The organism is Pseudotabrizicola alkalilacus (genome assembly GCF_003443995.1).
GTDB classification, from domain to species: domain Bacteria; phylum Pseudomonadota; class Alphaproteobacteria; order Rhodobacterales; family Rhodobacteraceae; genus Pseudotabrizicola; species Pseudotabrizicola alkalilacus.
The window spans coordinates 275785-302481 of the sequence record NZ_QWEY01000004.1 but is presented as its reverse complement, the minus strand read 5'-3'; the positions used below and the strand labels follow the sequence as shown (position 1 = coordinate 302481).

The following is a 26697-nucleotide window of genomic DNA, read 5'->3' as shown; positions in this document are numbered from 1 at the left end:
TTCCCCCGTCAGATCGTCTGGATATCGTCGTCGAGCAGGATTGTCGCGCCGGAATGCCCGACAGTGTAGATGTTGTAGGTCTCGCCGTCGATCTCCTGCGTCTGCCCGGTCTTCACGCCGTCAATGACCTCAACCCGGTCATCAACCCCACCCTTGATCAGAATGGTTTTGTCAGCGCCGGTAATGTCCAGGATCTGCGCCTCGGTGATGGTCAGATCGGCATCAGGGGCAAAAGTCAGATCAATCGCCGAGAAGTCAAAGCCGGACAACCCTGGCCGTGACAGATCGACATCAGGCGCATTGGTATTGTTCACGATCATCAGGGTCGAGCTTTGGTTGCCCGCCACATCGGTCGTATCCACCACCAGATAGCTGCCGTCAGGCACCGGCGTTGGCGTAAAGCCACCGGCACCGCGCGATCCGAAGGTGATGTTCTCATCCCCCGTAACCTCGTCGACCGAGCGGACGGCGTTGATCTGGGTCGCATTGCCATTCGCGTCGATGCGGGTGAATTCGTAGCTGCCGTCCGCCTCTTGCGTGACAATCCGGGTCAGACCGGCGCTGACACGTTCAAACTTGACCACATCCGGCGCACCGGGGGCTATCGTGTCGATGATCACCGGCTGGCTGTAACTGTCGACGTTGCCCGCCAGATCGCGTGCCGTCACAACAACCTGCGCGTTCAACTCGCCACGTGGCAGGTTGTCACCGCTGAAGGTTGCCGACCATTTGCCGGTGGAATCCGTCACGATACGCACCGGGGTGCCTACCAGCTGATCTCCGACCATGATCTGGACCGTCACGGTCGAGTTCGGCTCTGACGTTCCGGTCATTGACAGACCTTCGGCCGCTTCGCGGGCGTTCAGATAGCCGTCGCCCGCCAAAACATCTTGACCCGGACGAAGCGGCGTCACCTCGCGGTCGATTGCGACGTCCTCACGGTGCACTCCCACATTGCCCAGACGGTCGGTGGCGGTGACCACGAGTTCAGCCGAGGTTGTACCCGTTGGGATTTGCTCCGCGGGAATGGTGATCGACCAGATTCCGCCGGAGACGGTGGCGGCACGCGCATCATTGCCGTCAAAACTGACCGTCACGGTCGATCCTGGCTCGACCGTGCCGGTCACGGTCAGGCCACGGCTGGCTTCGGCATCGTTCAGAACATTGTCGCTGCCCGCTGACATTGTGCCACGGGTCAGCGGCACGACTTCGGTGTCAATGTTCACCACATGGCTTGCGCTGGCGGTGTTACCAAAGCTGTCAACCGCAGTCACCGACACTTCGGCAGTCGTGGTGCCGGACGGAATGCCAGCGGTGCTGACGGGCAGAGCCCACTGACCGGCAGAATTCGCCTGTACGTCATCGTAGGTCACGCCGTTGAAGGTGACGCTCAGCAGTGCATCCGGCTCGGCAGTCCCTATCAGGGTGATCCCGGCTAGTCGCTCGGCATCCGAGATAAAGTTGTCCCCGGCTTGTTGCGCGCCGATGGTCACGCTGGTTTCGGTATCAACCCGAATGGTGTGGCTGTCGGTGGCGATGTTGCCCGCAGCATCACGGGCCGAAACCGCAACGGTCGCCGTATAGGTGCCCGAGGGCAACTCGCCCGGACCATAAGCGATTGACCATTGGCCATCGGTTCCTACAGTTGCCGGGTGGGTGACGGTGCCTCCGGGTGTGGTGACGGCCACCGACACTACGGCACCGGGCTCGCCGGTGCCGGTCAGGGCAAAGCCCGCGTCACGTTCATCGCCTGAAACCTTGTTGTCGCCAACCTGTGTTTCGTCGATACCGACGGCAATTTCGGTATCAACCAGAACGTCGCGCCGGTCGGTCGATACGTTGCCTGCGCCATCAGTTGCCGTCACGACGGCCGTTGTCGCATAAGTGCCGTCGGTGACAGTGCCAGCGGGGAAGGTTACGCTCCAGTTGCCGTCGGCATCGGTCGCAGCGGGCAGCGTACTGCCTGCCCATTCCACGGTGATCGCTGAACCGGGGGCCGAAGTGCCGGTCATGGTGATTGCACCCGCCGCTTCGACAGCATTGACGATGTTATCACCGGCGACTGCTGACGAGGCAAAGGCCACATCGACGTCGGTATCGACATCAAAGCTGCGCGTGACCGACGAGGGGTTGCCCGCATTGTCCACAGTCGTCAGCGTCGCTGTCGCCTGATAGGTGCCTGCGGGCAGGGTACCCTCGGGAAAGCTTTGCTCCCAGTTACCCGACGCGTCCGAGGTGATTGTGCGGGTCACCGTCCGGCCGCCGCCCTCGACAACCAGTGTGACGGTCGTATTAGGGCTGGTGCTGCCGGTCATGGTGAAGCCAGCATTGTATTCCGCTTCGTTCACCAGATTGTTCTCGGTGACCGGATCAATCGAAACCGGGTGCGGGATGGTGTCGATCACCAGCTTGTCGGTGATCACCGTGACGTTTCCAAGCGGGTCGGTCGCGGTAACCGTCACATCCAATGTCCGTTCGCCGCCCGCAATCTCAGTCTGGGTGAAATTGAAAGACCAGTTGCCCTGGCTGTTTATCACCGTATCGCGGGTCAGCCCGCCGACGTCGATCTGCACCGATGCTCCGGGTTCGCCTTCGCCTGCAATGGTGATGCCATCGGCGTAATCCGCGAGGTTCTCGATGTCGTTGACACTCTCTGTGCCTTCCGTGACCTCCACTGCCGGGGGGGTCATGTCGATGATGTAATCCGGCCCGTCGAGCACATGCTCCGTGCCGCCGGGCTCTGTAACAACCACGACAGATGAATAGCTGCCATCGGCCGGAAGTTCGTCACCATCAAAGCCGACGCCCCAGGTGCTGTCCGAGCCGATAGCGGTTGTCTGGGTCCGGTCGCCGATAGTGACGACAACTGTGTCTCCCGGCTCACCGGTTCCGGTGATGGTGATGCCCGGATTAACGGTGTTGGTTGTCAGCGTGTCTTTATGGTCAGGGTCATTCACAGTGGGTGGAACGCGATCATTTCCACCGCCACCGGGCGTGGTATCCGTGCCACCGCCGCCGGGCGTGGTATCCGTGCCGCCGCCGCCGGGCGTGGTATCCGTGCCGCCACCGCCGGGCGTGGTGTCCGTGCCACCGCCGCCGGGCGTGGTATCCGTGCCGCCGCCGCCGGGCGTGGTATCCGTGCCGCCACCGCCGGGCGTGGTATCCGTGCCGCCACCGCCGGGCGTGGTGTCCGTGCCGCCGCCGCCGGGCGTGGTGTCCGTGCCGCCGCCGCCGGGCGTGGTATCCGTGCCGCCACCGCCGGGCGTGGTATCCGTGCCGCCACCGCCGGGCGTGGTATCCGTGCCACCGCCGCCGGGCGTGGTGTCCGTGCCGCCACCGCCGGGCGTGGTGTCCGTGCCGCCGCCGCCGGGCGTGGTGTCCGTGCCTCCGCCACCACCACCCAGCAGCCCCAGGCCGACCAGGCCCGCACCGACTGCTGCGCCTGCCGTACCAAGACCGCCCAGCATTGCAGGAGCAAACAGGCCCATGCCGGCCGGCTCATCGGTCACTTCGGAACCATCAATCACGCCGTCCGCCTGTGCAAAGCGAAGGTCGTCCAGCGGGCTCCATTTTTCCATGGGCTGCGCCGGGCCGTAGCTGGCCGTCAGCACGCCATTCCCGTTACCCGAAAGCGTTACTTCGGTGATCTCGTCATTCGTGCTCAGATACAGGGTGCCCGCAGCCCCCGAGGCATCAAAGTAACCTGACAGGACAACAATACGCCCGTCGGCCAGTTTGATGACCAGATCGCGGCCTTGCTGTTCATAGGCGACGATGCTGGATGGAGAGATATTCAGCGAAATGCTGTCCCCTGCTCCGACCTGTATAAAATTGCCTTGTCCCTCGCCAGCCACAGTGCCAAGCTGACGACCGCCCACAGAATTGCGGGCGGCGAAATTAATCGCCGTTACCATTTTACCACTCCGCCTCAAACCCGGATCTTTATTGACCCGATGTGATTATTCGCCCCCAATTCGGGGTGCAATTAACCGAGATGTACAAACATTCCCGCCCTATTTCTAGTGGGTTTGTTCTACACCCCGCGGATTGGGGAGGTTTTACCACACCTGACCTTTATAAGGGTTGAGGTGTTTATGGCGGGGGCACGTTCTGGTTGTATCCGGTGTCAGCGAAGTCTTTTACCATCGGCATCAAAGTGGAACGCCCGACTTGGTTCAATGTCCAGCTGAACTGTGCTGTCCACCCCATAATCATGCTCGCCAAACAACCGGACCGTCAAAAGACCATGGGGCTCTGTCCGCACATAAACCAGTGTTTCTCCGCCCAGTTTCTCAACATGGCTGATGGTGCCGCTGATCGGTCCACCGTGGCGGATATTCAGGTGTTCGGGACGGATACCCGTGGTTTCCCCCATCTGCCCCAAAGCCGCGGATTTCAGAAAGTTCATCTGTGGGCTGCCGATAAAGCCTGCAACAAACGTGTTGTCCGGGTCATTATAAAGGCGCATCGGGCTGCCGACCTGTTCCACGCGCCCGTCACGCAACACCACGATCTTGTCGGCCAGTGTCATCGCCTCGACCTGATCATGGGTGACATAGATCATTGTCGCCCCAAGGTCGCGGTGCAGGCGCGCGATCTCGATCCGCGTTGCCACCCGCAGCGCGGCATCAAGATTGGACAGCGGCTCGTCAAACAGAAACAGCTTGGGGGTCCGCACAATGGCGCGCCCGATGGCAACCCGCTGGCGCTGTCCCCCGGACAATTCCGCCGGGCGACGATCCAGCAGCCTTTCCAGCGATAGCATTCCAGCTGCCTTGTCGGTCGCCTTGAGGATCTCTGCCTTCGCCACGCCCGCCTGTTTCAGCGCCAGCCCCATATTGTCGCGCACGGTCAGATGTGGGTACAGCGCGTAAGACTGGAACACCATCGCCAGCTCGCGCTTTGCCGGGGCCACATCGTTGACCCGTTTGCCATCCAGCAGAATATCCCCGCCCGAGGCATCCTCCAGCCCGGCAATGATCCGCAGCAGGGTAGATTTGCCACAGCCTGACGGTCCGACGAAGACGCAGAACTCCCCCTCGGCCACCTCAAGATTGACGCCCTTGATCACCTCGGTGGTGCCGAAAGACTTGGTGACAGACTTCAGATCAAGCGCACCCATAGCGGCCTCACAGTTTGACAGGTTGGCCAGAGCGCACCGACTGGTCGGCGGCAAGGCAGATGGCAAGGGATTGAACGGCATCCTGCATATGGCGCGACAGGTCCAGGTCTTCGGCAATGGCGCGGGCGACAAAGGCTTGCTCCCGTTCGCACAGCGCCTGATGCCCCGGTTCATCGGCCATGCTCAGGTCTTCATCGGGCTGGCCATTACGATGCACGCGGATCACCGAGGTTTTGGTGTGGGTGTCGTGATCATCCGAACGGGCATTTTCCGGCATTCGGATCGACACCGCACCATTGGGGCTGACCACGTCTTTCACGAAAAACGCGGTGTCCGACATCATCGGGCCCCAGCCTGCCTCGTACCAGCCAAGGCTGCCATCGTCGAACAGCACCTGAAAATGACCGTAGTTGTACATGTCCGGCGCAATCTCATCCGACAGGCGCAGCCCCATACCCCGCACCTCGACCGGCTTGGCATCTGTGATCTGGCACATGACATCGACATAATGCACGCCGCAATCCACGATAGGGCTGGTCGATTGCATCAGTGTCTTGTGGACCTCCCATGTCGGGCCGTTGCTTTGCTGGTTCAGGTTCAGCCGGAACACATAGGGCCCGCCAAGCGCCCGCGCCTCGGCAATCAGACGCTGCCAGCTGGGATGATGGCGCAGGATATAGCCGACCACCAGCTTGCGCCCGTTGGCCCGCGCGCAATCCACCACGCGCTGCGCATCGGCCACTGTGCTGGCCAGCGGCTTTTCGACAAAGACATGCGCCCCAGCCTCCATCGCGGCACAGGCATAGTCGGCATGGCTGTCGGAATAGGTGGAGATGTTCACCAGGTCGGGCTTCAGCCGCGCCAGAGCCTCATGGAAATCAGGCATGACAGCATATCCCGCCAACTCCGCATCCAGCTGCGGGGTCGAGCGGTTGACCAGCCCCACCAGATCAAAGGCCGGGTTGCGATGATAGGCCAGCGCATGACTGCGCCCCATGGTGCCAAGCCCTGCCACAAGTGTCCGGATCATTTCACAGCCCCCGCCGTAATGCCGCGGATCAACTGCCGCGAGAAGATAAGATACAAGACCAGCACCGGCAAAATGGCGAGGCTCAGCGCCGCCAGAACCGCATTCCAGTTGGTCACGAATTGCCCGATAAAGATCTGTGACCCAAGCGTGATGGTCTTCACCTCTTCCGCCGGCGCCAGGATCAGCGGGAACCACAGGTCGTTCCAGATCGGGATCATGGTAAACACCGCGACCGTCGCCATCGCCGGCCGCACCAGCGGCAGAACCAGCGTGAAAAAGATCGCATATTCCGACAGTCCGTCGATGCGTCCCGCGTTCTTCAGGTCATCCGACACCGTCTTCATGAACTCTGACAGGATGAACACCGCCAGCGGCAGCCCCTGCGCGGTATAAACCAGAATCAGAGCGGTCAGCGTGTTGACCAACCCGCCCGCCACCATGATCTGCAAAATCGCCACCGTGCCCAGCCGGATCGGGATCATGATCCCCAGCGCCAGATACAGACCCAGCAGGGTGTTGCCCTTGAACCGGTATTCCGACAGGGCAAAGGCGGCCATCGCCCCGAACAGCAGCACAAAGAACAGGCTGACCACGGTGACGATCATCGAATTCTGAAAGTAGCCAAAGAAATCGCCCTGCTTCAGCACCGTGGTATAGCCGACCAGATCGAAATGCTCGGGCCATGGCAGCGCCAGCGGATCGGCAAAGATCGCCCGGCGCGATTTGAAGCTGTTGATCACGGTGACGAACACCGGGAACAGCGCAATTACCGTCCATGTGATCAGAATGGCATGGGCAGCAAACGTGCGGCCGGTTGAGCTGCGGGACTTTGCCATCAGAACTGATACCTCCGCAGACGGGTCTGGATGCCGAACAGATAGACACAAACCCCCAGCAGGATGATCCCGAACATCGCCCCCGCAATCGCCGAACCCATGTAGGGGTCGCCAAGCTGCAGCTGAAAGCCAAAGAAGGTGCGGTACAGAAAGGTGCCCAGAATGTCGGTGCTGAAATCCGGCCCCGCCAGCGCGCCCTGCGCCACATAGATCAGGTCAAACGCGTTGAAATTGCCTACAAAGGTCAGGATCGAGATGATCCCGATGCTGGGCAGGATCAGCGGCAGCTTGATCTTCCAGAACTGACTGCTGCCGGTAATGCCGTCCATCTCTGCCGCCTCCAGAATCTCATCCGGGATAGACAGGAGTGCCGCATAGATCAGCATCATCGGAATGCCGACAAACTGCCAGACCGAGATCAGCGCCAGCGTGGTCAGCGCATATTCCTCACGTCCCAGCCAAGGCGCAAACAAGGTCTTGAGGCCCACGATATCCAGCAGCCCCGGCGCAATCCCCCAGATCGGCGACAGGATCAGCTTCCAGACAAAGCCAACGATCACGAAACTCAGGATGGTCGGCACGAAAATCGCGGTGCGGTAAAAGGCGGCCATCCGCAAGCGTGGGGTTGACAGGATCGCGGCCAGCGCAATGCCGATCGGGTTCTGCACCAGCATGTGGATGAGGAAAAACCACGCATTGTTGCCAAGCGCATTCCAGAACGACGCCGACCACCGCGGATCACCAAACAGCGTGGCAAAGTTCCCCAAGCCGACAAACCCCACCCCGTCCGGTCCTTTGTTGAACAAGGACAGGTTCAGCGTTCCGAACAAGGGAATGATCATGATGGCGGTGTAGACCAGAACTGCAGGCGCCAGAAAGACGGCGATATGCCACCGCACAGGCTTTTTCGAAGCCATGCCCTTCCCCTTTTCATCTTGGTAAAAATATTCTCGGGGGGTCCGGGGGGCAGACAGCCCCCCGGGGTATCAGCCCGAGCTCACTTCTGCGGGTCGTACCAACTTGCCAGCCCGTCCTGCAGCCGCTTGGCGGCATCGGCAGGTGTTTCCGAGCCACGGATCACGTTTGCGCTCGCGTTCCAGGTCTCGTTTTCCAGGTTCGGGGTGCCGCGTGACAGGATCTGATAGGTCGAGCGGATGGTCGGCTCGCACTTGCCGCGCCAGGACACGAATTCCTGCGCCAGCGGATCCTGCATTTCAACCGGGGTTGAGTTCAGGCTGAAAAAGCCGGGCAACGCGTTGGCATACAGCGTAGCAAACTCGGGGCTGCCGACCCAGTCCAGAAACACCTTTGCCGCTTCGGCATTGGGCGATTTCGCGTTCATGCCGATGGCGATGTCAGTGTGGTCACTGATATAGCAAGTGTCGCCAGCAGCAGCGACCGGCGGGGCAAAAGCGCCCATCTTGAAATCGGCCTGCGTGTTGAAGCCCGAAATCTCCCACGATCCGGCCGGATAAACAGCGGCCCGGCCCAGCGTGAACAGGTTCTGGCTGTCGGGATAGGTCTGCGCCTCGAACCCGTCACCCAGATAGTCTTTCCATTTCGCCAGCTGTTCGAACGGGGCCACCCATTGCGGATCGGTCAGCTTCTGCTCCCCGGCGATCAGCGCCTTGCGGCCCTCTTCACCCTTCCAATAGGTCGGGCCGATGTTGTTATAGCCCATCGTGGCTGCTTCCCACTGGTCGTTGGTGCCCATCGCCATCGGGATATAGGTGCCGTCTGCCTTGATCTTGTCGAGCGCGGCATAGAACTCTGCCTCGGTCGTCGGCACCTCGATGCCCAGTTCGGCAAAGGCGTCGGCATTGTAGATAAAGCCGTGAATCACCGAGGCCATCGGCACGCAGAAGGTGGCGCTGCCGTCATCGGTCTGCCAGGCGGATTTGGCCACGTCAGAGAAGTTGGCCATCCCGGCAAGGTCGGTCAGATCAGCCAGATGGCCCTGATTGAACAGCTCCAGCGAGGCATCAAAAGGGCGGCAGGTGATCAGATCGCCGGCGCTGCCAGCAGACAGTTTCGAGTTCAGCACCGCGTTGTATTCGGCAGGGGCCGATGGCGAGAACACCACGTTGATATCCGGGTGCTGGGCGTTGAAGGCGGGAATGATGGTGTCTTGCCAGATCAGCAGGTCATCGTTGCGCCAGCTTTCGATGGTCAGCGTGGTTTGCGCCAATGCAGGCCCGGCCAGCAAGGTGCTGGTCAAAAGGGCGGTCAGGTACGTCTTTTTCATTGTCGTCTCCCGGTTGGTGGGCTTTTCGCCCGGTTGGTTATTTTTGGTCGGTCAGCAGGGGGGCCAGATGGCCGCCGGTGGTGGCAAGCGCTTGTTCCGCCTGCGCCACTGTCATCCCGCGTGCGACCAGAATGGCAGGCTTTACCGCGCCTTTGGTCTGGGCCAGCGCCGCGCGCGCGGTGTCTTCCCCGGCACCGGACACGCCTGCCACAATTCGTGCGGCGCGTCCGACAAGCTTGGCGTTGTCGGCGGTGACATTGACCATGAACCCGTCATGCACATGTCCCAGATCAATCGCTACCAACACCGACAGCATGTTCAGCGCCACCTTTTGCGCGCTGCCTGCGCCCATACGGGTTGATCCGGTTATGATCTCAGGCCCGGTATCCAGAAATACCGCAATATCGGCCATTTTCAGAAGGGGCGCTGTCGCCACATTCGAAAACCCGACCACCGTTGCGCCAAGCGCCTTTGCGCCCTCGGCGATTGCCAGCGTATAGGGTGTGCCGCCAGAGGCTGCGAGGCACAGGACAACGTCTCCCGTCGTCAGCTGCGCCCGCTTCAGATCGGCTTTTGCCAGTTCGGGGTCATCTTCGGGGCCGCCCTGCATGTGCAGCAATGCCTCAACGCCGCCCGCAAACAGCATCGGAACGCGATCTGGCGCGATGCCAAAGGTGCCGGGCAGCTCCAGACAATCTGCCAACGCCATCAGCCCTGACGACCCGGCCCCGGCATAGGCCATCTTTCCGCCCTGACGCAGCGCCTGCGCCCCGGCGCGGGCGGCCTGGGTGATCTGCGGAAAGGCGGGCGTGAGCGCCGCAAGCGCCTGGGTCTGACCAGCCAGAATCCGCGACAGAACCTCCGCTGATGCAACGGCATGCAGGCCATCGGACAATGCGTGCCGGCTTTCTGTTCGGTGCTCGGACATCTGATTCCCCCCTAGCTTAAGCGACAATGCCAAAATAATACCAATTGTAAAGAACGAAGTTTTGAAAGCGCATAAATTGCTGATTTATAGGGCATTACACGAATATAAAAGATACCACTTCCCAAATGGTATTAGTTTGGTATCTTAATCCGGCAGGGGGATTATGATGGCGCTGTTTCTGGGAATTGATGGCGGGGGTACCGGGTGCCGTGCTGCGGTGACGGATCAGGCGGGCCGCGTTCTGGGGCGCGGCCATGGAGGCCCTGCCAATATCGCCTCTGATCCCGAAACAGCGCGCAGCAATATCCTCGCCGCCACAAATGAAGCGATGTTCGCCGCTTTGGGTCCGGCAGAGGCGCTACGCGAGATACCGCATCTGATGGCGGGCCTTGGCCTTGCGGGGGCCAATGCGGCGGGGGCTGCGGGGCGGCTGCGCCTTGCGTTGCCCTTTGCCCGCGCGCGGATCGAAACCGATGCCGTTGCAGCGGCCAAAGGGGCTTTGGTCGCCGCCGATGGCATCGTCGCCGCGATGGGCACCGGATCGGTTTATGCGGTTCAGCAACGGGGCGTCATCCGCTGTTACGGCGGCTGGGGGCTGGTGCTGGGGGATGAGGGGAGCGGGGCCTGGCTGGGTCGCGCCGCCCTGTCGCTTGCGCTGCGCGCGGTTGATGGCTTTGCAGCGATGACACCGTTTCTTCAGCAGCTGATAGATCAGCATGGCGGCGCTGCGGGCGTTGTCAGCTTTGCGCAGACTGCCCGTGCCGCCGATTTTGCGCAGCTTGCACCCGGTATCGTGCAAAGCGATGATCCGGCAGCGACTGAATTGTGGGGGGCTGCTGTGTCAGGTGTTGCGGCAATCCTGTTGCGCCTGCGCGAAACAGTGCCATCGCCGGTAACGTTTATCGGTGGGCTTGGCTCTGCCTATGCCACCGCGCTGTCACAGGTTCCGCAAGCTGCGGCAAAGGGCACGGCGCTGGATGGCGCGCTTCTTCTCGCGCGGGAGGCGGAGTGATGGATATGCTCTTTTCTGCCGCAGGTTTTGATGATGCAGGCTCCGGCCCGCTGTACCTGCAACTGCAAAAGCGCCTGGCCGAAGCGATCAGCTCCGGCCGCCTTGCCGCTGGAGACAGCCTTCCGGCGGAGCGGGATATGGCCAGCATGACCGGCCTGAGCCGTGTGACTGTGCGCAAGGCGGTGCAGGCACTGGTGGCCAACGGGCAACTGGTGCAGCGCCGTGGCTCTGGCACCTTTGTCGCGCCAAAGGTGGAACGGCTGGAGCAGGCTCTGTCGCTGCTGACCTCCTTCACCGAAGATATGGCGCGGCGCGGCAAATCGGTGGAATCGGTCTGGCTGTCGCGCCAGATTGCCACGCCGTCGCCCGAAGAGGTGATGGCTCTGGGCCTTGGTATCGGCGACCGTGTCGCCCGGCTGGAACGGGTGCGGCGGTCTGATGATGTGCCGCTGGCCATTGAACGCGCCTCGCTGTCTACTGCGACGCTGCCCGATCCCGCCTTGGTGGAAACCAGCCTGTACGCGATGCTCGAATCGCGCGGCCTGCGGCCCGTGCGGGCAGTGCAGCGCATTTCAGCGGCCAATCTGAGCGGGCGCGATGCCGAGCTGCTGGGGGTTCCCGTCGGGGCGGCCGGGCTGCGGATCGAGCGGATCGGCTATCTGCCCTCTGGCCGGGTGGTGGAGTTCACCCGCTCTCTCTATCGCGGCGATGCCTATGACTTCACTGTAGAACTGACCCTGTCGCCCCAAAGCGGCCCTTCGGAAAGGACACCAACATGACGCAGACCCATATGGCGCGCGAAGTGGCCGAAATCCCGGCCGCCGCCGCGCGGTTTCTGGCGCAGAGCGGTACGGCGGTGCAGGATGCCGCAACGGCGATGCAAAGGCTTGATCCGGGCCTGATCGTCACCGTCGCGCGCGGATCATCCGACCACGCCGCCACCTATCTGAAATACGCCGTGGAGCTGCTGGCGGGCGTACCTGTCGCCTCGGTCGGTCCTTCGGTCGCCTCGATCTATGGGCGCCCCCTGCGGCTGAATGGTGCGGTCTGTGTTGGCATCTCCCAGTCCGGTCAAAGCCCCGATATTGTGGAGATGATGCGGGCAGGCCGCAGTGGCGGTGCCCTGTCGGTGGCCATCACCAACTTTGCCGACAGCCCGATGGGGGCGGCATCTGATCACTGCTTGCCGCTGCTTGCCGGTGTCGAGCAAAGTGTCGCGGCGACCAAGACCTTTGTGGTCTCGGTCCTGGCGGGGCTGACGCTTTTGGCCGAATGGCGGCAGGATGATAGCCTGCGCCGCGCCATTACCGATTTGCCGGATGCGCTGGAGAAGGCGCTGCATCTGGATTGGTCGCCACTCGCTGCGCGCCTGTCGCGGGCGAATTCGGCCTATGTTCTGGGGCGCGGCCCGGCCTTTGCCATTGCCAATGAATGCGCGTTGAAGCTCAAGGAAACCTGCGGGCTACATGCCGAGTCCTATTCGGCGGCAGAGGTGCTGCATGGCCCGGCGGCCATTGTGCAGGCACAATTCCCGGTGCTGGCGCTGGGCGTCGAAGATGCCGCACTGCCGCATGTCATCGCAACGGCAGAGCGCCTTGCAGCTCAGGGGGCCGATGTGTTCCTGACCGGGGCTGCGGCAAAGGGTGTCACGCAACTGCCGCTGGTGCCCGATCTGCATCCGCTGGTCGCACCTTTGGTGCTTGCGACGGCGTTCTACAGCTTTGTCGAAGGGCTGGCCCGTCGTCGCGGCTTCGATCCCGACACCCCACCGCATCTGCGCAAGGTGACGGAGACAGTCTGATGACCACCGCATTCATCGGCGCGCGCATTTTTGACGGCATGGTGCTGCACGACGATGCCGTTCTGCTGACCGATGGTGCGGCTGTCACCGGGTTGGCCGCGTCGGTCCCGTCGGGTGCGGAGGTCATTGATCTGGCGGGTGGCATCCTGTCGTCGGGTCTGATCGATCTGCAGGTCAATGGCGGTGGCGGGTTGATGGTCGATGGTCACACCGACCCCCAGACCCTGCGGGCGATCTGCCTGACTCACGCACGGCTTGGCACCACGGGGCTGCTGCCGACCCTGATCACAGACAGCTTTGACGCCACCGCCCGCGTGATCGAGGCCGGGGTAGCCAGCATTGGCGTGCCCGGCTTTCTGGGCCTGCATCTGGAGGGGCCGCATCTGGACCCGCGCCGCAAGGGCGCGCATGACCCGGCCCTGATCCGCCCGATGGAAGATCGCGATCTGGCCATGCTGATCAGCGCTGCCCGCCGCTTGCCCGCGTTGATGATCACGCTGGCTCCCTCTGCCGTGCGCGCCGATCAGATCGCGGCTTTGGCCGAGGCAGGGGCGGTTGTCAGTCTGGGCCATACCGACTGCACCTATGCCGAGGCAGAGGCCGCTATCGTTGCGGGCGCGCGCTGTGCCACCCATCTGTTCAACGCGATGAGCCAACTTGGCAACCGCGAACCCGGACTCGTGGGCGCGGTGCTGAGCAATGATATTGCGGCGGGTGTGATCGCTGATGCCATCCATGTCGCGCCCGCCACCCTGCGGATTGCCCTGTCGGCACGTCCGGACGGGTTGTTTCTGGTGTCGGATTGCATGGCGGCGGCGGGCACCGATCAGACCGAGTTCACGCTTGGTGGCCGCAAAATCCTGCGTCGTGATGGGCGTCTGACGTTGGAGGATGGCACGCTTGCCGGGGCGGATCTGAGTTTGCCGCAGGCAATTGCTGTGATGGTGCACAAGATCGGCCTACCGCCGGAACGCGCGCTGGCAATGGCCACGCGCGCGCCTGCACAGGTGATCGGGCGTGACGATCTGGGGCAATTACGATCTGGCGCGCGCACCGATCTGGTGCATCTGAGCGATACGTTTGACGTGAAAGGCGTTTGGCAAGGCGGCGAAAAACGGCTCTAACCCGGCCAATTCCACAACAATCGCGCCTGCGCCGCGCTGTAGCGGCCCAGCCGCACATCTTCGGCCACCAGCGCCGGGTCGCGCTGTGCCGGATCGCCAAAACCCCCGCCGCCAGGCGTGCGCACACGGACCCGGTCACCGGGGGCAAGCACGATATCCTGCGCTTTTGACAGATGCGGCGGCACAAAGGTCTCACCGTCGCGCGTCACCTCGACCCGGTTTACCGCCCCGTCTTGCCCACCTTGCGCGCCCAGCGGCCCGGTACGGCCATGGTCCATCACGAAACTGGCCCGCGCCTCGCCGCGCAACAACTCGATCTCATAATCCAGCCCGAACCCGCCCCGATGCTGCCCTGCGCCGCCGCTGCCCTCGTGCAGCGCATAGTGGCGATAGAGCACCGGAAACTTCTGCTCCATGATTTCCACAGGCGGCGCTTTCGAGATGCCTATGGTCGAGCAGCCATTTGACAAGCCGTCATGATCGGCATTGCCGCCATAGCCGCCGCCGGAAATCTGATACATCACATAGCTTTGCCCGGTCTGGGGGTCATATCCGCCCAGACCAAAATTGCCACTCGTCCCCGCTGGTGCCGCCGTCACCCGGTCAGGGATCGCCTGCACCAGAGCCGCGAACACCGCCTCGGCAATGCGTTGGCTGACCTCGGCCGCGCATCCCGACACCGGGCGCGGATATTGCGCATCCAGAAACGTGCCCTCGATCCCGGTGACCGTCAGCGGCTCGAACGCCCCGGCGCTGATCGGCACATCGGGAAAGATATGCCGCATCGCCAGATAGACCGAAGACAGCGTGGTGGCCCGCACCGAATTCATCGGACCCATACACGGAGGGGAGCTTTCAGAGAAATCAAACGTCAGCCCATCGGCTGCTTTCGACACTGTGACTGCGATTTTCAGCGGTTCATTGACGACCCCATCGGAATCGACAATCGCCGTCGCCTGATACACGCCATCTGTGATCAGCCCGATCATCGCCAGCATTTGCTGTGCCGCCCGCGTCCGCATCTCGGCAATCGCTTGCGTCACCGTTGCATCGCCGTAGCGGTCCAGCAGCACCGCCAGCCGCTCGGCCCCGATCAGCAGGGCGCTTGCCTGCGCCTGAACATCGCCGATCCGTTGATCCGACACCCGGATGTTGGAGCAGATGATCTGCCAGATTTCCGTGTCTAACACGCCCTTTTTGAACAGTTTGACCGGCGGAATCCGCAACCCTTCCTGCTCGGCGCTGATCGCAGAGGCGCTGAACCCGCCGGGCACCATGCCGCCGGTATCGGGCCAATGCCCGGTGTTCGACAGCCAGCAAAAGATCTGCCCCTTGCGCCAGACCGGCATGGCAAAGCGCACATCCATCAGATGGGTGCCGCCCAGATAGGGATCGTTCACCATATAGATGTCACCCGGATCGGGTGCCGCGGTCAGGCCGTTGCGGATGCGCTCCAGAATGGTGCGGGTGGAAAACTGCATGACGCCAACAAACACCGGCAGGCCCCTTGACCCTTGGGCGATCAGACTGCCATCGGTCGCACTGTAAATCCCGTCCGACCTGTCATCCGCCTCGGCGATGACCGGGGAAAAGGCCGCGCGGCTGAAGGTCAGATCCATCTCGTCGCAGACCTGCTGCAACCCGGCCTGAATCACGGCAAGAGTGACGGGATCAAGCATGCGGCACCTGCACAATGAGGTTTCCATCGGTATCCGAAGTGACCTGACAGCCGGGGTCTATCACGATCGTCGTATCCATTTGCTCGATGATCGCCGGGCCGGTCAGTGACAGGGACAGTGGCAGATGATCGCGCCAATACACCGGCGTTTCCACCCAACCGTCGAACCAGACCTGCCGGACCGACACAGGCTCCGCCACAGCCCGCCGCCCCTCGGGCTCAATAAGCGCAGACAGATCCATCTCTGGCCGCTCGCCGATGACCGACACGTTCAGGTTCACCAGATTGGCCTTGATCGTCGGCAGCTCGACCCGAAAGCGGTGATGATAGGCAGCCTCGAACAGCCTTTGCAATTCGGCGCGTGATGGTTTGCCATGCGGCAAGGCGACCCTCAGCAAATGAGTCTGGCCGACAAATTGCATATCCGCCGAGAATTCTGCGCGCACCGACTGCAACCGGATGCTCTCTGCCCCGATCAGCCGCCGGCCCTCCGCGTCCTGCTCTGCAAAAACCGCCTGCACAGTGTCGATATCCACCGCATCCAGCGGCCGGTTCAGCGTGCGCACGAAGTCTTGTCGCAGATCAGCCACCACGCAGCCAAGCGCATTGGTGATGCCCGGTCGTGCCGGGATCAGCACGGTCGGCACCGCCAGTTCCCGCGCCAAAGCCACCGCATGCAGCGGTCCGGCTCCGCCAAAGGCGAACAGTGCAAAATCGCGCGGGTCGGCCCCCATCGAGATCGAAACCATACGGATCGCCCCCGCCATGTGGATATTGGCAATCCGCACCACCGCCTCGGCGGCCTGTTCTACCGACAGGCCCAGCGGCGTGGCGATCTGATCCGCCATGGCTTGCCGCGCCGCTTCTGCTGCCTGACCGAAACGTGCGGCGGGCAGACGGCCCAGCAACAGGTTGGCGTCAGAAATCGTGACCTGCGTGCCGCCCCGGCCGTAGCACACCGGGCCGGGCGTCGACCCGGCACTTTCCGGCCCGACCCGCAGCATGCCGCCCGCGTCTATCCGCGCAATCGAGCCGCCTCCGGCACCCACCGTGCGCACATCCACCATCGGCACGTGGATCGGCATGGCATATTCTACCTCGATCTCGTTCGAGACCGGCGCGCGCCCGTTGCGGATCATCGCAACATCGGTCGAGGTGCCACCCATGTCATAGGTCAAAAGGTTGGTCATCCCGGCCCGCCGCCCGGTGGCCACAGCCGCCATCACGCCCGATGCGGGGCCGGACATCACGGTTTTTACCGCCTCTTTCGACACTGATCTTGCCGAAACCATCCCGCCATTGCCATTCATCACCAGCAGATCATGGGCATAGCCGCGCGCCGCCAGCTGATCGGCCAGCCGTGTCACATAGCGGTCCAGCAGCGGCTGCACACTGGCATTGACCGCCGCCGTCACCCCCCGCTCATACTCGCGGCTTTCCGACAGCAGGGCATGGCCCATGGTGATATGCTGGTTTGGCCAGACCTCTGCGACAATCTCGGCTGCTCGGCGTTCATGCGCAGGGTTGGCATAGGCATGCAGAAAGTGGATCACCACACTTTCACAGCCCACTTCTCGCAAGCGTAGAGCCGCTTTTCTAACCGCCGCCTCATCCAGCGGCGTCAGGATCGTGCCGCGCGCATCCATCCGCTCAGGCACTTCCAACCGCAGATCGCGGGGGATAACCGGCACAAAGCGACCGTGCATGCCGTAGGCATTGGGCCGGGTGCGGCGGCCCAGTTCCAGCACATCTCGAAAGCCCATGGTTGTGATCAACCCGGTTTTGGCCAGCCTGCGTTCCAGCACGGCATTGGTGGTCGTGGTGGTGCCATGCACGATCAGGTCAATATCCGCCAGATCCGCCCCTGCCTCTTCCAGAGCGGTCAGCACACCGGGGGCCTGATTGGGCAGCGTTGTGGGCACTTTTGCCAGCCTGACCGCGCCTGTCGCCGGATCAACAATCACCAGATCGGTAAACGTACCACCCACATCAATGCCAGCCACCAGCCCCGCCATCATACCCCCACAAACTGCTGGAACAGGGTCGATTCTGCCGTCAGTTCTTTGCGTGACACCTCAGCCTCAACCCGGCCATGCGCCATGAAGGCCACACGATCCGCCATGCGCAGAACCGTATCCACACGCTGCTCTACCAGCACCGTCGTCAGCCCGGTTTCACGCAACTGCAGCACCGTATCGCGGATCAGCGCGATCATCGAGGGCTGCAAGCCCTCGCTCGGTTCATCCAGCAGCAAGACCGAAGGTTCCAGACACAGCGCCCGCGCGATGGCCAGCATTTGCTGCTCCCCTCCCGAGAGGGTGCTGGCCACCTGATCCAGCCGTTCCCGCAGGCGTGGAAACAGATCCAGAACAAAATTCCGCGTGCGCAGACCCTTTTTGCGGGCCAACAAGCCGATCTCGATGTTCTCGGCCACAGTCAGCGGCCCGAACAGCCGGCGACCTTGCGGCACATAGGCGATGCCTTGTTGTGGCACCTTATGCGCGGGCAACTGATGGACCGGCACGCCTGCCAGCGTGATCTGACCGGATTGCACCGGCACCAGACCCATGATCGCTTTCATCAGCGTTGATTTCCCGGCTCCGTTGCGGCCCATGATGCAGGTCACCTGCCCGGCCCTTGCCTCAAACGACAGATCGCGCAGGATGGTGACGGGGCCATAGCCTGCCGTGATCCCCTCAACCCGCAGCATGATCACCCCCCAGATACGCATCTTGAACGGCTCTGTTCCGGCGGATTTCGTCGGGGGTGCCCACGGCCAAAACCTGACCGAAGTTCAGCACAGTGATCCGGTCGGCAAGATCCATCACCACATCCATATTGTGCTCGATCAGCAGGATCGTCGTCTGTGGCACCAATGACCGGATCAACGCTTTGAAACCGTCAATCTCGCCCGAGGCCAGACCTTGGGTCGGCTCATCCAGGATCAGCACCGAAGGCCGCAACGCCAGCCCCATTGCCACCTCCAGCAGGCGTTGATGGCCATAAGACAGCGTGCCCGCAATGGACAGGTCCAGCCCGGTCAACCCGACCTGTGCAAGTGCCCGCGCCACCTCGGCGGGCACATCCGCCGCGCCCCGGCTTTGCGCGGCCAGTGCCACATTGTCGAACACCGACAGGCGCGGATAGACCGAGGTGATCTGAAACGTATAGGCCACGCCTTTGCGCACCCGCAGATGCGCCGGAAGATGAGTGATGTCCTCACCGTTCAGGGTAATCACCCCCGATTGCACAGGAATCCGGCCCGACAGCAAGCTGACAAAGGTGGTCTTGCCCGCGCCATTCGGACCGATCAAGCCGTGAATTTCGCCGTGTTCGAGACTGAAATCCACGCCATCCACCGCGCGCAGCCCGCCGAAATGCCGGGTCAGACCCTTGGCCTCGATCACGGCAGCCATCGCAGGGCCCTTTCTCGTAATGTGCCCAGGATACCCTTGGGTGCGAACAGAACCAGCCCCACCAGCGCCGCCCCGACAACAAACAGATAGGCATCTGTGTAGCCGCTGGTGATGTCGATCAGATAGAACATCAACAGCGCCCCGAGGAACGGCCCCAGAACCGTGCCCGCCCCGCCCAAGAGCACATAAAGCATCGGCAGGATTGAATACTGGATGGTGGCGAATGTGGCCCCGACATAGCCAAACAGCATCCCATAGGCCGCCCCCGCTGCCCCGGCATAAAGCCCCGACAGGATCAGCGCCGTCAGCTTGACCCGGAACGGGTCATAACCGAGCATCCGGCTGCGCTCTTCATTCTCGCGCATCGCGACCATCACCCGGCCAAAGGGCGACCGCACCAGCCACAGGCACAGCAGCAAACCTGCCGCAAACAACACAAAGGCCGCCATAAACCGCGGCGTATCGGTGGCCAGATCAAAGCCAAGCAGCACACGCCCGCTGCGCGCGACGACAAACCCTTCGTCTCCGCCGGTCCAGCTGTTCAGATACAGCAGGGTCAGATAGCCAGCTTGCGCAAACATCAGCGTCACAATCATGAAGCTGACCCCCGCCGTACGCAAAGCCAGCAGCCCGACCACGCCCGCCATGGCCCCGCCCGCCAGCAGACCGGCGATCAGGGCGGGCAGCGATAGCCACTCCAGATGCCAGACCGGCAGACCCATGCCATACATGCCTGCCGCAAAAAACAGCGCGTGGCCCAGTGACAAAAGGCCGGTGTAGCCAAAGGCAATGTTGTAGCCCATGGCGAACACCGCCAGCACCATGATCCGCGCCAGATTGGTCACGTGATAGGACGGCAGCAGAAACTGGGCTGCGAACAGCGCGGCCAGAACCAGAAGATGCACGCCCCAGACCTTTGCGCGATCGGTCATGCCCGCGCCCCGAACAGGCCTTGCGGGCGGAACACCAGCACCAAGGCCACCAGCAACGTTGCGATGATCTTGGCCAGCGTGGGGGAAAAGAACATGCTGATCACCCCGTCCGACAGGCCGATCACCAAGGCAGCCACCAGCGTTCCGCGGATCGAGCCCAACCCGCCGATGATCACCACGATAAACGACAGCAACAGCGGGTCATGTCCCATCAAGTAATGCGCCTGCTGGATCGGCACGATCAGCACCGCCGCCGCCGCCGCCAACGCGCCGCCAAGCGCAAAAGTGCCGGCATAGACCCTGTCCACGTTGATGCCAAAGGCTTGCGCCGTATCGCGGTCCACTTGGGTCGCGCGCATCACCAGCCCGACCTTGGTCCGGGTCATGAACAGCCAGACTGCCGCCAGGATGACCACCGCGGCCAGCACGACAAACAGCTTGTAGCCGGAATAACCGAACCACGGCAGCTGGATGCGCCACTGAAACGGCGCGACGACCGGGCGGGCATCGGAGCCGTAAAACGTCAGCGCCGCCTGTTGCAGCATGTAAAGCAACCCGATGGTTGCAACGATGGTGGCCTCTGGGTCATAGTTCAGCCGCTTCAGAACCAGAGTGTCTGCCAGCGCCGCAATCATCGCGACGATCAGGGGCGCGATGATCAGCGCCGCAAGCCAGGCGAGGGCGGGCGGAAACGGCAGGTAATAGGTGATGAACCACGCCAGAACGGCACCGAGCATGTAAAATTCGCCATGCGCCACGTTGACCACGCGCATCACGCCGAATACCAGCGACAGCCCCACGGCGGTCAGCGCCAGCACCGCCGCCATCACGGTGCCCTCCAGCACGGCCAGAAGCAGAAACGGCCCGAAACTCACGCCCCGCCACCGACGGGTGCAAGCTGTTTCCCTCCCCCCTTGTGGGGAAGGGTCCGGGTGGGGGGCCGCGTGCGGTCCATCTCCGCTCTCAGGTCTGCGATGTCAGGCAATGAGCGCACTCAGAAGCTCTGCGTCGTGTAATCCACCGCGTCGGGATACAGGCTCTCTTCGATGCTGGTCGTGTGTACCTTGATCAGTTTGCCGCCTTCGACCTTGCTGATGAACTGGTGGCCAAAGACTTGATGGGTCTTGCCATTGAACACCTTGTTCCCCTGCACATGCGCCAGACTTTCCGGCATCTCGGTCATCGCCTCAACCGCTTCGACGAATTTCTGCCGGTCAGCGATGCCCTGATAGCCAGACGCCTCCATCCCGGCCTTGATGATATGCAGCGTCTCCCAGACAGAGAACATATGGGCATAGGTCGACACATCCTTGGCATCCGACACCGATGCGCCATTGTCATCGACACCGACCGCCGCGCGATAGGCGATCTCATGCTCTGACGCATCGGCCTGCTTCACGCGGCAGTGCCCTTCCCAGAAATGGCTGCCCTCCAGGAACTCCAGCCCCGGCGAGGCCATATCGACCGCCTCCAGCGAGTCGATGAAGCCAAAGATCTCTGGCTTGGCCCCGGTGCCGTAGAACTCCCCCAGTTCTTTCACAAAGGTCAGAACCGCCGGACCGACCATCACGTGATACAGCACTTCGGTGTCATTGGGGATCTGCGGCAGATAGCGGGTAAAGCTGGTCTCAGTAGGCGGCACCGCGATCTGGGCCACCACCTGCCCGCCGCCCGCCTCGACCGCTGCGGTAAAGTAATCGCGGTGGTCGTGACCAAAGGCGTAGTCGGGGAACACCATGGTGACCTTTTTGCCCAGATTGGCCAGAACCCACGGTGCCATCGAGCTCACCTGCGCCCGTACATCGGTGATGCCCGGCTGCATGGACCAGCGGTTCAGCATGCCGCCCGCCACGTGGAACCCTTCGGAACAGACCAGATAGGGCACTTTCAACTCACCCGCGCGGGGGGCGGAGCCGATGACGACATGGGAAAACAACGGCCCGAAGATCAGGTCGCACTTGTGCTGGCTGGTCAGCTTTTCCACCACCTCGGCGCCACGCTTGGGATCGGTGCCGTCATCTTCGAACACGATCTCGACCGGGCGGCCGTTGATGCCGCCAGCCTCATTCACCACCTTCAGCGCGGCTTGCGCCGTCCGCTCATACCAGCGGCCATAGGCTGCACCGATGCCAGTCCGGTGCAGCTGGAACCCCAGCTTGACAGGTGCTGCCTGCGCCCAAACGGGGGCGACAAACCCTGCCGTCAGCAGCCCGGCACCTGCACCCTTCAACAGCGCGCGCCGCGAGGGGGTCAGCCCGATCAGATCCTGTGCCATCAAATCTCTCCTCTGTGCCGGGCGTCATGCCAGGTTGCCTTTGCGTCACATTCTCCCCTGCAAGGCAGGTTTGTAAATGATTTTCTCAGCCGGTCCGGGCGGTTGACAGCAACCACAGGCCCAATACCGTATATCCCACCATCAGCACGGTCATCGGCAGATGCGCCATTGCCCGCATATCCCCCACCAGACGCAGCGACAGCAGCACCGCCAGCAGATGCGCGCCCAGAATGGCGGCAAATTGCGCGGCATAAATCATCGGCATGATGGTCTGATCGGTCAGAAAGCCAAATGACACATAAAACGGCGGCAGGCCCAGATAAGCATCACCGCGAAACCATGGGTCATTCAGCGCGGCCAGCGTGTATTGCCCCGCAGTCAGCAAGGTCACCAGATAATGCGCCGCATGATAGCCGGCCGCTATGGCCAGAAAGGACAGCATCACCGGCCCTGTCGCAAAGCGCGCGCCGCCAATCGCCCGGCCCATCCGGATCACCACCCAAAGCGCCACAATCGTCAGCGCCCATACCGCCAGCAAGCCCAGCGAATTGACCCCCATCACCGCTGACCGGCCGGTCGGTTCCAGCGGGTTTTCCCCGATCAGAGCGTGCCACCAGAACGTCTCCATCAGCCCGTCAAAGGTGAGCGCGGACAGCGCCAGCGTGATAAACGCCATCGCAGAGACGGAAAGCGGGGCCATACGCACCACCTGCGCCCCCGGCCAGCCGCGCATCAGCCGGGCACGACCGCCTTCCAGTTCCAGCCAGACCGGCGCAACCTTTGCCAGATAGCCCATCAGCACGGTCAGAAACTCACCCCGCTGTAACCAGTCTTCGCCTTCGGCCACGGCCAGCGAAAAAATGGCCAGCCAATAGATCAGCGCCGCCGTGGCCAGAACCGCCGGATCGTCGGGCGACATCGACACCAGTTGAAACCAGACAAACCCGGCGTAAAACATCACCGCAGGCCAATGCCCCAGCCGTGACAGACCGACCGACCCGGTCCGGCCCAGCAGTGTGCGAGTGATACGCACCGGGGCTGTCCACGGGTTGATCGAGCGCCACAGATTGCCCAGCAGCATCGACCCCAGCGGCACCGCAATCCACACGCCGGTCCAGAACACCAGTGTCATCAGGTTGTGCATCGGGTCACGAGCGCCGAACAACCCGACCAGCACCAAACCCAGAAAGCACAGAAACGACAGGTAGGACGAGACCGAAACCGGCACCCAGATCCGCCGTTCCAGCACCTGCACCGCCTCCAGTCGCGGCAGGCTGCGCGCCATCGCACCCATGAGCGCTGTCAAGGCCACGGTCACCGCCGCCCCGGCGATGTAATGCCCGGTTGGCAGCGTCAGGATCACCGAAGGCGGCAAAGCGCAGGCAAATGCCGCGCCGGGCAGGAGCGTAAGGGCCCCCGCAAGCGCCCTCATCTCAAGCCGTCCTCGCCTTTGACCTGATCCATCTCCAGCCCGCCGGACCGGCTGTGAACCCGTCCGCCGCGCGCCATGGCAAGGGCGAACAGCACCTCTCCGCTGCGCGGGGCATCCTCACAGGCGACGGTGATCACATCGAACCGCGACCGCACATAAGCGGCGTTCAGATGGCCCAGCGGAATATCCAGCGTGCTGCCCATGCCGCCCACTTTCATCGCCGAGGGCACGATGGCGCGGCATTCGCCCAGCCGTTCGCGCATGCCGTAGCCGCCCGCGACATGCCAGATCGCGCCATGCTCACTTTCCCCGGCCTCGCCCACGATGGCCCCTTTGCCATAGGCATCAATCCCGTCGCGCCCGCCCATCGCCGTGACCAGTCGGTCGGTCAGCAACAACGCCAGCGGCTTCAGTGCATCCGTCGCGGGCCCCAGATTTTCCTCATACCGCCCGGCAAAAGGATTGGCGCAAATGGCATAAACCGCGCCGCGCAGCACAGGCGTCGCAGCAAGGGGGCCGCCTTCGTGCAGGATTTCTTCGATCTGAATGGTGATCTTGCGGATGGTAAACTCAGGTGCGGCAACGTCAGACAAGGGCGGGCTCCTTCAGGGTCAGCGGGCCAAGTATCCGCATCTCAGGGTGCAGGAAAAGTGCTGCGGCTTCAATATGCCCGCGCGACCGAAAGCCCTGCGCCGCGCTTTCACCCGCCCGCAGGGCACGGTCAATGTCATCGGCGCTCAGCCCGGCAACCCCCACGGTCACCCGCCGCGTGCCCAGATCACTGTCGGCCTGCATGTCCACTGCCGGTCGGCGCATGATCCCCGGATGATCCGGCAGGTCTACAGCATTGGCAATCATTGTCGCCGCTGCATCTGCCATTGCCGCCGTTTTCGCCAGTACAGTGACTGAATCCGCAATCCCCAGTGACCAGCTCCGCCCGCGCCAGCCCGAGGTGGCGATCCCCCGCACCCTATCCTCTGCCCGCACCGTCACACGGTCTGGCAGTCCGGGCCGCGCGGCAATCGCGCAGGTCAGGCTTTGCTCCGGCATCAGATGCAGCGCAATGTCACCACCATTGTTGACATAAGCCCGTGTCACGCCGGGCACTGCCAGTTCGGCAAGCAGCGCATCGGCCACCGCCCCCGCCACTGCTGCCATCGGCGTGATGAAGCGGGGGGCAAAGGGTGCAACCGCCTGCGCCATCACCCGCCCGATTGCACCAATAGGCCGCCCGCCTTCGCCGCGCAAAACAGGCAGCTCCGCCGCCAATTCCGCCAGAACAGAGCCGAATCTGCACGCCGCGCGCCGCTCGCCCTCTGCCACAGCAGCCGGGTCGCCCCAGGCTTGTGCGATTATGTCGATCGGGCCGTGGTGCAGATGCAGCCGCCTATCCGGTAGCCGCACAATCGCCGCGCCGCTCATGGCGTCGCCCTTGGGTGGGGCAACACCTGCGCCTGCATCTGATACTCGCCGCCTTGTGCCCGGGTCTGGTCCAGATCCCGGATCGCGCCCTCGTGTCCGCCCATTGCCAGATAGGCGTCACGCGGCAGGGTAAACTCCAACGGTGCCACCAGCGCCGGGGTCGGCACATAGCCAAAGGCCCCCGCAGGCAGGCGCGTGACATCTACCATAAAGGTGATGCCCCCGCCAGGCCAGATATAGCACTCCGCGCCACCGCTGGTCAGCCGGGTCTGCCCGGATTGCACCGACCGGGTCAATCGCACCGGGTTTTGCGTCACGCCAGCCCGCAGCGACCCGCCTGCCCCACCCATGAACAACACGGTGCACAGCGAGGGCTCGCAATTCTCGTCGATCAGACCAACCGTTGCCCGCAATGCCTCGGGTAATGGCTGTTCCTGCGGGATCAGAGCCTCATCCAGCACATAATAGGCAAATTCTTCCCCGGTGGTCGAAACCATCAGCAGCGTCAGCCCCGGCCTTGCGCCGCGCCGCGCCTCCCATGGCCCCAGAATTTCCAGCGGGTCCGTCAGCCGGGTGCCACCCCAGCCCAGACCCGGCTCGGACACCCGGAAATAGCGCCCCGGTGTCGAGCGATGGCCCTTGATCCGGATGCCGGTCGGCTGCCAGCCCAGCACTTTGCCCGCCTGATGCTCGCTCACCACCCCTGTAATATGGTCATCGACCACCACCACCTCGTCCACCAGCCCGACCCACTGGCTGGCAAACATGCCGATGGTGGCCGAGCCGCAACCGACCCGCATTCGCCGTTCCGCCCTGCCATCGACAATGGGCGGCTTGCCCGCCTGCACCGTCACGTCAGAACCGCCGTCGATGGTCAGATCCACCGCCGCGCCATTGCAGAGCGCCAGAAGTGCGGCACAGGTCACGCGGCCTTCGGCCTTGCTGCCGCCGGTCAGGTGATGCACACCGCCCAGGCTGAGCATCTGGCTGCCATATTCTGCCGTGCTCACATGGCCCACCGGTTCCCCTTCGGCGCGGATGATGGCCCCTTCGACGCCCAGATGCCGGTCGGTGTCGATCTTAACCTTGACTCCGCAATAGGAAAAGATTGCCTCGGTTACCACAGTGACCATATCGGCCCCCTCCACGGTCGAGGACACGATAAACGGCGCAGGTTTGTAATCGGGATAGGTGGTGCCGGAGCCGATGCCGGTGATAAAGGTATCGGCCGGGAACGGCTCACCCTCCCACTCCCGCACGGCGAAGGGCACGATCCGCCCCCCCGCCTCGACCGTGCGCGACAACAGCACCACGGGATCGGTGCGCAGGATGCGCCCGTCGACATTGGCATAGCGGTCACAAGCACCGGTCTGGCCCGGTGCGATATAGCACATCACCGGGCAGGCATCGCAGCGAATCTTTTCAGCCTGCGCGGTCATGGGGT

General features: G+C 62.9%; 22 protein-coding genes. 4 read left to right on the top strand and 18 right to left on the bottom strand.

Annotation, left to right across the window (positions count from 1 at the left end; all coding sequences use genetic code 11):
* Window positions 1-8 precede the first annotated feature (8 nt).
* The 7 genes from D1012_RS10230 to D1012_RS10200 form a co-directional block, all read right to left on the bottom strand.
* Window positions 9-3914, bottom strand: a complete 3906-nt coding sequence (locus D1012_RS10230; protein WP_118151753.1) for an Ig-like domain-containing protein — start codon at window positions 3912-3914, stop codon at window positions 9-11.
* Between the two features lie 212 nt (window positions 3915-4126).
* Window positions 4127-5122 (bottom strand): ABC transporter ATP-binding protein, encoded by a 996-nt coding sequence (locus D1012_RS10225; protein WP_118151751.1) that lies wholly within the window; start codon window positions 5120-5122, stop codon window positions 4127-4129.
* 7 nt (window positions 5123-5129) lie between these two features.
* Entirely contained in the window at window positions 5130-6152 is a 1023-nt protein-coding gene (locus tag D1012_RS10220) for a Gfo/Idh/MocA family protein (RefSeq protein WP_118151749.1), read from the bottom strand.
* Window positions 6149-6988 (bottom strand): carbohydrate ABC transporter permease, encoded by an 840-nt coding sequence (locus tag D1012_RS10215; RefSeq protein WP_118151747.1) that lies wholly within the window; start codon window positions 6986-6988, stop codon window positions 6149-6151. The genes D1012_RS10220 and D1012_RS10215 overlap by 4 nt, the downstream gene beginning before the upstream one ends.
* Window positions 6988-7905, bottom strand: a complete 918-nt coding sequence (locus D1012_RS10210; protein ID WP_118151745.1) for a carbohydrate ABC transporter permease — start codon at window positions 7903-7905, stop codon at window positions 6988-6990. Before D1012_RS10210 ends, D1012_RS10215 begins: the two co-directional genes overlap by 1 nt.
* 80 nt (window positions 7906-7985) lie before the next feature.
* On the bottom strand, window positions 7986-9233 hold the full coding sequence (locus tag D1012_RS10205; protein WP_118151743.1) for an ABC transporter substrate-binding protein: 1248 nt from the start codon (window positions 9231-9233) through the stop codon (window positions 7986-7988).
* A gap of 37 nt (window positions 9234-9270) precedes the next feature.
* Window positions 9271-10161: an N-acetylmuramic acid 6-phosphate etherase gene (locus D1012_RS10200; RefSeq protein ID WP_118151741.1), complete on the bottom strand. Its 891-nt coding sequence runs from the start codon at window positions 10159-10161 to the stop codon at window positions 9271-9273.
* A gap of 166 nt (window positions 10162-10327) precedes the next feature.
* Here D1012_RS10200 and D1012_RS10195 point away from each other — a divergent pair, with 166 nt between their 5' ends.
* Genes D1012_RS10195 through nagA form a run of 4 tightly spaced genes read left to right on the top strand, consistent with a single transcriptional unit; the run spans window position 10328 to window position 14098 of the window.
* A complete protein-coding gene (locus D1012_RS10195) occupies window positions 10328-11173 on the top strand; it encodes a glucosamine kinase nucleotide-binding domain-containing protein (protein ID WP_118151846.1) in 846 nt (281 codons plus the stop codon).
* On the top strand, window positions 11173-11952 hold the full coding sequence (locus tag D1012_RS10190; RefSeq protein ID WP_118151739.1) for a GntR family transcriptional regulator: 780 nt from the start codon (window positions 11173-11175) through the stop codon (window positions 11950-11952). The genes D1012_RS10195 and D1012_RS10190 overlap by 1 nt, the downstream gene beginning before the upstream one ends.
* Complete coding sequence (locus D1012_RS10185) at window positions 11949-12974, top strand: SIS domain-containing protein (RefSeq protein ID WP_118151736.1); 1026 nt, start codon at window positions 11949-11951, stop codon at window positions 12972-12974. The genes D1012_RS10190 and D1012_RS10185 overlap by 4 nt, the downstream gene beginning before the upstream one ends.
* Window positions 12974-14098, top strand: coding sequence for an N-acetylglucosamine-6-phosphate deacetylase (gene nagA, locus D1012_RS10180; protein WP_118151734.1), 1125 nt, complete (start codon window positions 12974-12976; stop codon window positions 14096-14098). The genes D1012_RS10185 and nagA overlap by 1 nt, the downstream gene beginning before the upstream one ends.
* Here the strand turns inward: nagA and D1012_RS10175 are convergent.
* The 11 genes from D1012_RS10175 to D1012_RS10125 form a co-directional block, all read right to left on the bottom strand.
* Window positions 14095-15777 (bottom strand): hydantoinase B/oxoprolinase family protein, encoded by a 1683-nt coding sequence (locus D1012_RS10175; RefSeq protein ID WP_118151732.1) that lies wholly within the window; start codon window positions 15775-15777, stop codon window positions 14095-14097. The genes nagA and D1012_RS10175 overlap by 4 nt on opposite strands.
* Entirely contained in the window at window positions 15770-17791 is a 2022-nt protein-coding gene (locus tag D1012_RS10170) for a hydantoinase/oxoprolinase family protein (protein WP_354002034.1), read from the bottom strand. The genes D1012_RS10175 and D1012_RS10170 overlap by 8 nt, the downstream gene beginning before the upstream one ends.
* A complete protein-coding gene (locus D1012_RS10165; RefSeq protein WP_118151727.1) occupies window positions 17791-18486 on the bottom strand; it encodes an ABC transporter ATP-binding protein in 696 nt (231 codons plus the stop codon). Before D1012_RS10165 ends, D1012_RS10170 begins: the two co-directional genes overlap by 1 nt.
* Window positions 18473-19192, bottom strand: coding sequence for an ABC transporter ATP-binding protein (locus tag D1012_RS10160; protein WP_118151725.1), 720 nt, complete (start codon window positions 19190-19192; stop codon window positions 18473-18475). Before D1012_RS10160 ends, D1012_RS10165 begins: the two co-directional genes overlap by 14 nt.
* The gene (locus D1012_RS10155) at window positions 19180-20124 is read right to left on the bottom strand and encodes a branched-chain amino acid ABC transporter permease (RefSeq protein WP_118151722.1); all 945 of its coding nucleotides are present in this window, start codon (window positions 20122-20124) and stop codon (window positions 19180-19182) included. Before D1012_RS10155 ends, D1012_RS10160 begins: the two co-directional genes overlap by 13 nt.
* A complete protein-coding gene (locus D1012_RS10150; RefSeq protein WP_118151720.1) occupies window positions 20121-20999 on the bottom strand; it encodes a branched-chain amino acid ABC transporter permease in 879 nt (292 codons plus the stop codon). The genes D1012_RS10155 and D1012_RS10150 overlap by 4 nt, the downstream gene beginning before the upstream one ends.
* A gap of 119 nt (window positions 21000-21118) precedes the next feature.
* Window positions 21119-22399 carry an ABC transporter substrate-binding protein gene (locus D1012_RS10145; protein WP_118151718.1) on the bottom strand — a complete coding sequence of 427 codons (1281 nt, stop codon included), beginning with the start codon at window positions 22397-22399 and terminating at the stop codon, window positions 21119-21121.
* An 85-nt stretch (window positions 22400-22484) separates the two neighbouring features.
* The gene (locus D1012_RS10140) at window positions 22485-23831 is read right to left on the bottom strand and encodes a hypothetical protein (RefSeq protein WP_118151716.1); all 1347 of its coding nucleotides are present in this window, start codon (window positions 23829-23831) and stop codon (window positions 22485-22487) included.
* Window positions 23828-24424 (bottom strand): amino acid synthesis family protein, encoded by a 597-nt coding sequence (locus D1012_RS10135; RefSeq protein ID WP_118151714.1) that lies wholly within the window; start codon window positions 24422-24424, stop codon window positions 23828-23830. Before D1012_RS10135 ends, D1012_RS10140 begins: the two co-directional genes overlap by 4 nt.
* Entirely contained in the window at window positions 24417-25253 is an 837-nt protein-coding gene (locus tag D1012_RS10130; RefSeq protein ID WP_118151712.1) for a UPF0280 family protein, read from the bottom strand. The genes D1012_RS10135 and D1012_RS10130 overlap by 8 nt, the downstream gene beginning before the upstream one ends.
* Window positions 25250-26692: a 6-hydroxynicotinate reductase gene (locus D1012_RS10125; protein ID WP_118151710.1), complete on the bottom strand. Its 1443-nt coding sequence runs from the start codon at window positions 26690-26692 to the stop codon at window positions 25250-25252. Before D1012_RS10125 ends, D1012_RS10130 begins: the two co-directional genes overlap by 4 nt.
* Between the last annotated feature and the right edge of the window lie 5 nt (window positions 26693-26697).

Excerpts from the sequence above, each read along its gene's own strand:
- D1012_RS10230 (WP_118151753.1), bottom strand. The coding sequence starts at position 3,914 with ATGGTAACGGCGATTAATTTCGCCGCCCGCAATTCTGTGGGCGGTCGT.
- D1012_RS10225 (WP_118151751.1), bottom strand. The coding sequence starts at position 5,122 with ATGGGTGCGCTTGATCTGAAGTCTGTCACCAAGTCTTTCGGCACCACC.
- D1012_RS10220 (WP_118151749.1), bottom strand. The coding sequence starts at position 6,152 with ATGATCCGGACACTTGTGGCAGGGCTTGGCACCATGGGGCGCAGTCAT.
- D1012_RS10215 (WP_118151747.1), bottom strand. The coding sequence starts at position 6,988 with ATGGCAAAGTCCCGCAGCTCAACCGGCCGCACGTTTGCTGCCCATGCC.
- D1012_RS10210 (WP_118151745.1), bottom strand. The coding sequence starts at position 7,905 with ATGGCTTCGAAAAAGCCTGTGCGGTGGCATATCGCCGTCTTTCTGGCG.
- D1012_RS10205 (WP_118151743.1), bottom strand. The coding sequence starts at position 9,233 with ATGAAAAAGACGTACCTGACCGCCCTTTTGACCAGCACCTTGCTGGCC.
- D1012_RS10200 (WP_118151741.1), bottom strand. The coding sequence starts at position 10,161 with ATGTCCGAGCACCGAACAGAAAGCCGGCACGCATTGTCCGATGGCCTG.
- D1012_RS10195 (WP_118151846.1), top strand. The coding sequence starts at position 10,328 with ATGGCGCTGTTTCTGGGAATTGATGGCGGGGGTACCGGGTGCCGTGCT.
- D1012_RS10190 (WP_118151739.1), top strand. The coding sequence starts at position 11,173 with ATGGATATGCTCTTTTCTGCCGCAGGTTTTGATGATGCAGGCTCCGGC.
- D1012_RS10185 (WP_118151736.1), top strand. The coding sequence starts at position 11,949 with ATGACGCAGACCCATATGGCGCGCGAAGTGGCCGAAATCCCGGCCGCC.
- nagA (WP_118151734.1), top strand. The coding sequence starts at position 12,974 with ATGACCACCGCATTCATCGGCGCGCGCATTTTTGACGGCATGGTGCTG.
- D1012_RS10175 (WP_118151732.1), bottom strand. The coding sequence starts at position 15,777 with ATGCTTGATCCCGTCACTCTTGCCGTGATTCAGGCCGGGTTGCAGCAG.
- D1012_RS10170 (WP_354002034.1), bottom strand. The coding sequence starts at position 17,791 with ATGGCGGGGCTGGTGGCTGGCATTGATGTGGGTGGTACGTTTACCGAT.
- D1012_RS10165 (WP_118151727.1), bottom strand. The coding sequence starts at position 18,486 with ATGCTGCGGGTTGAGGGGATCACGGCAGGCTATGGCCCCGTCACCATC.
- D1012_RS10160 (WP_118151725.1), bottom strand. The coding sequence starts at position 19,192 with ATGGCTGCCGTGATCGAGGCCAAGGGTCTGACCCGGCATTTCGGCGGG.
- D1012_RS10155 (WP_118151722.1), bottom strand. The coding sequence starts at position 20,124 with ATGACCGATCGCGCAAAGGTCTGGGGCGTGCATCTTCTGGTTCTGGCC.
- D1012_RS10145 (WP_118151718.1), bottom strand. The coding sequence starts at position 22,399 with ATGGCACAGGATCTGATCGGGCTGACCCCCTCGCGGCGCGCGCTGTTG.
- D1012_RS10140 (WP_118151716.1), bottom strand. The coding sequence starts at position 23,831 with ATGAGGGCGCTTGCGGGGGCCCTTACGCTCCTGCCCGGCGCGGCATTT.
- D1012_RS10130 (WP_118151712.1), bottom strand. The coding sequence starts at position 25,253 with ATGAGCGGCGCGGCGATTGTGCGGCTACCGGATAGGCGGCTGCATCTG.
- D1012_RS10125 (WP_118151710.1), bottom strand. The coding sequence starts at position 26,692 with ATGACCGCGCAGGCTGAAAAGATTCGCTGCGATGCCTGCCCGGTGATG.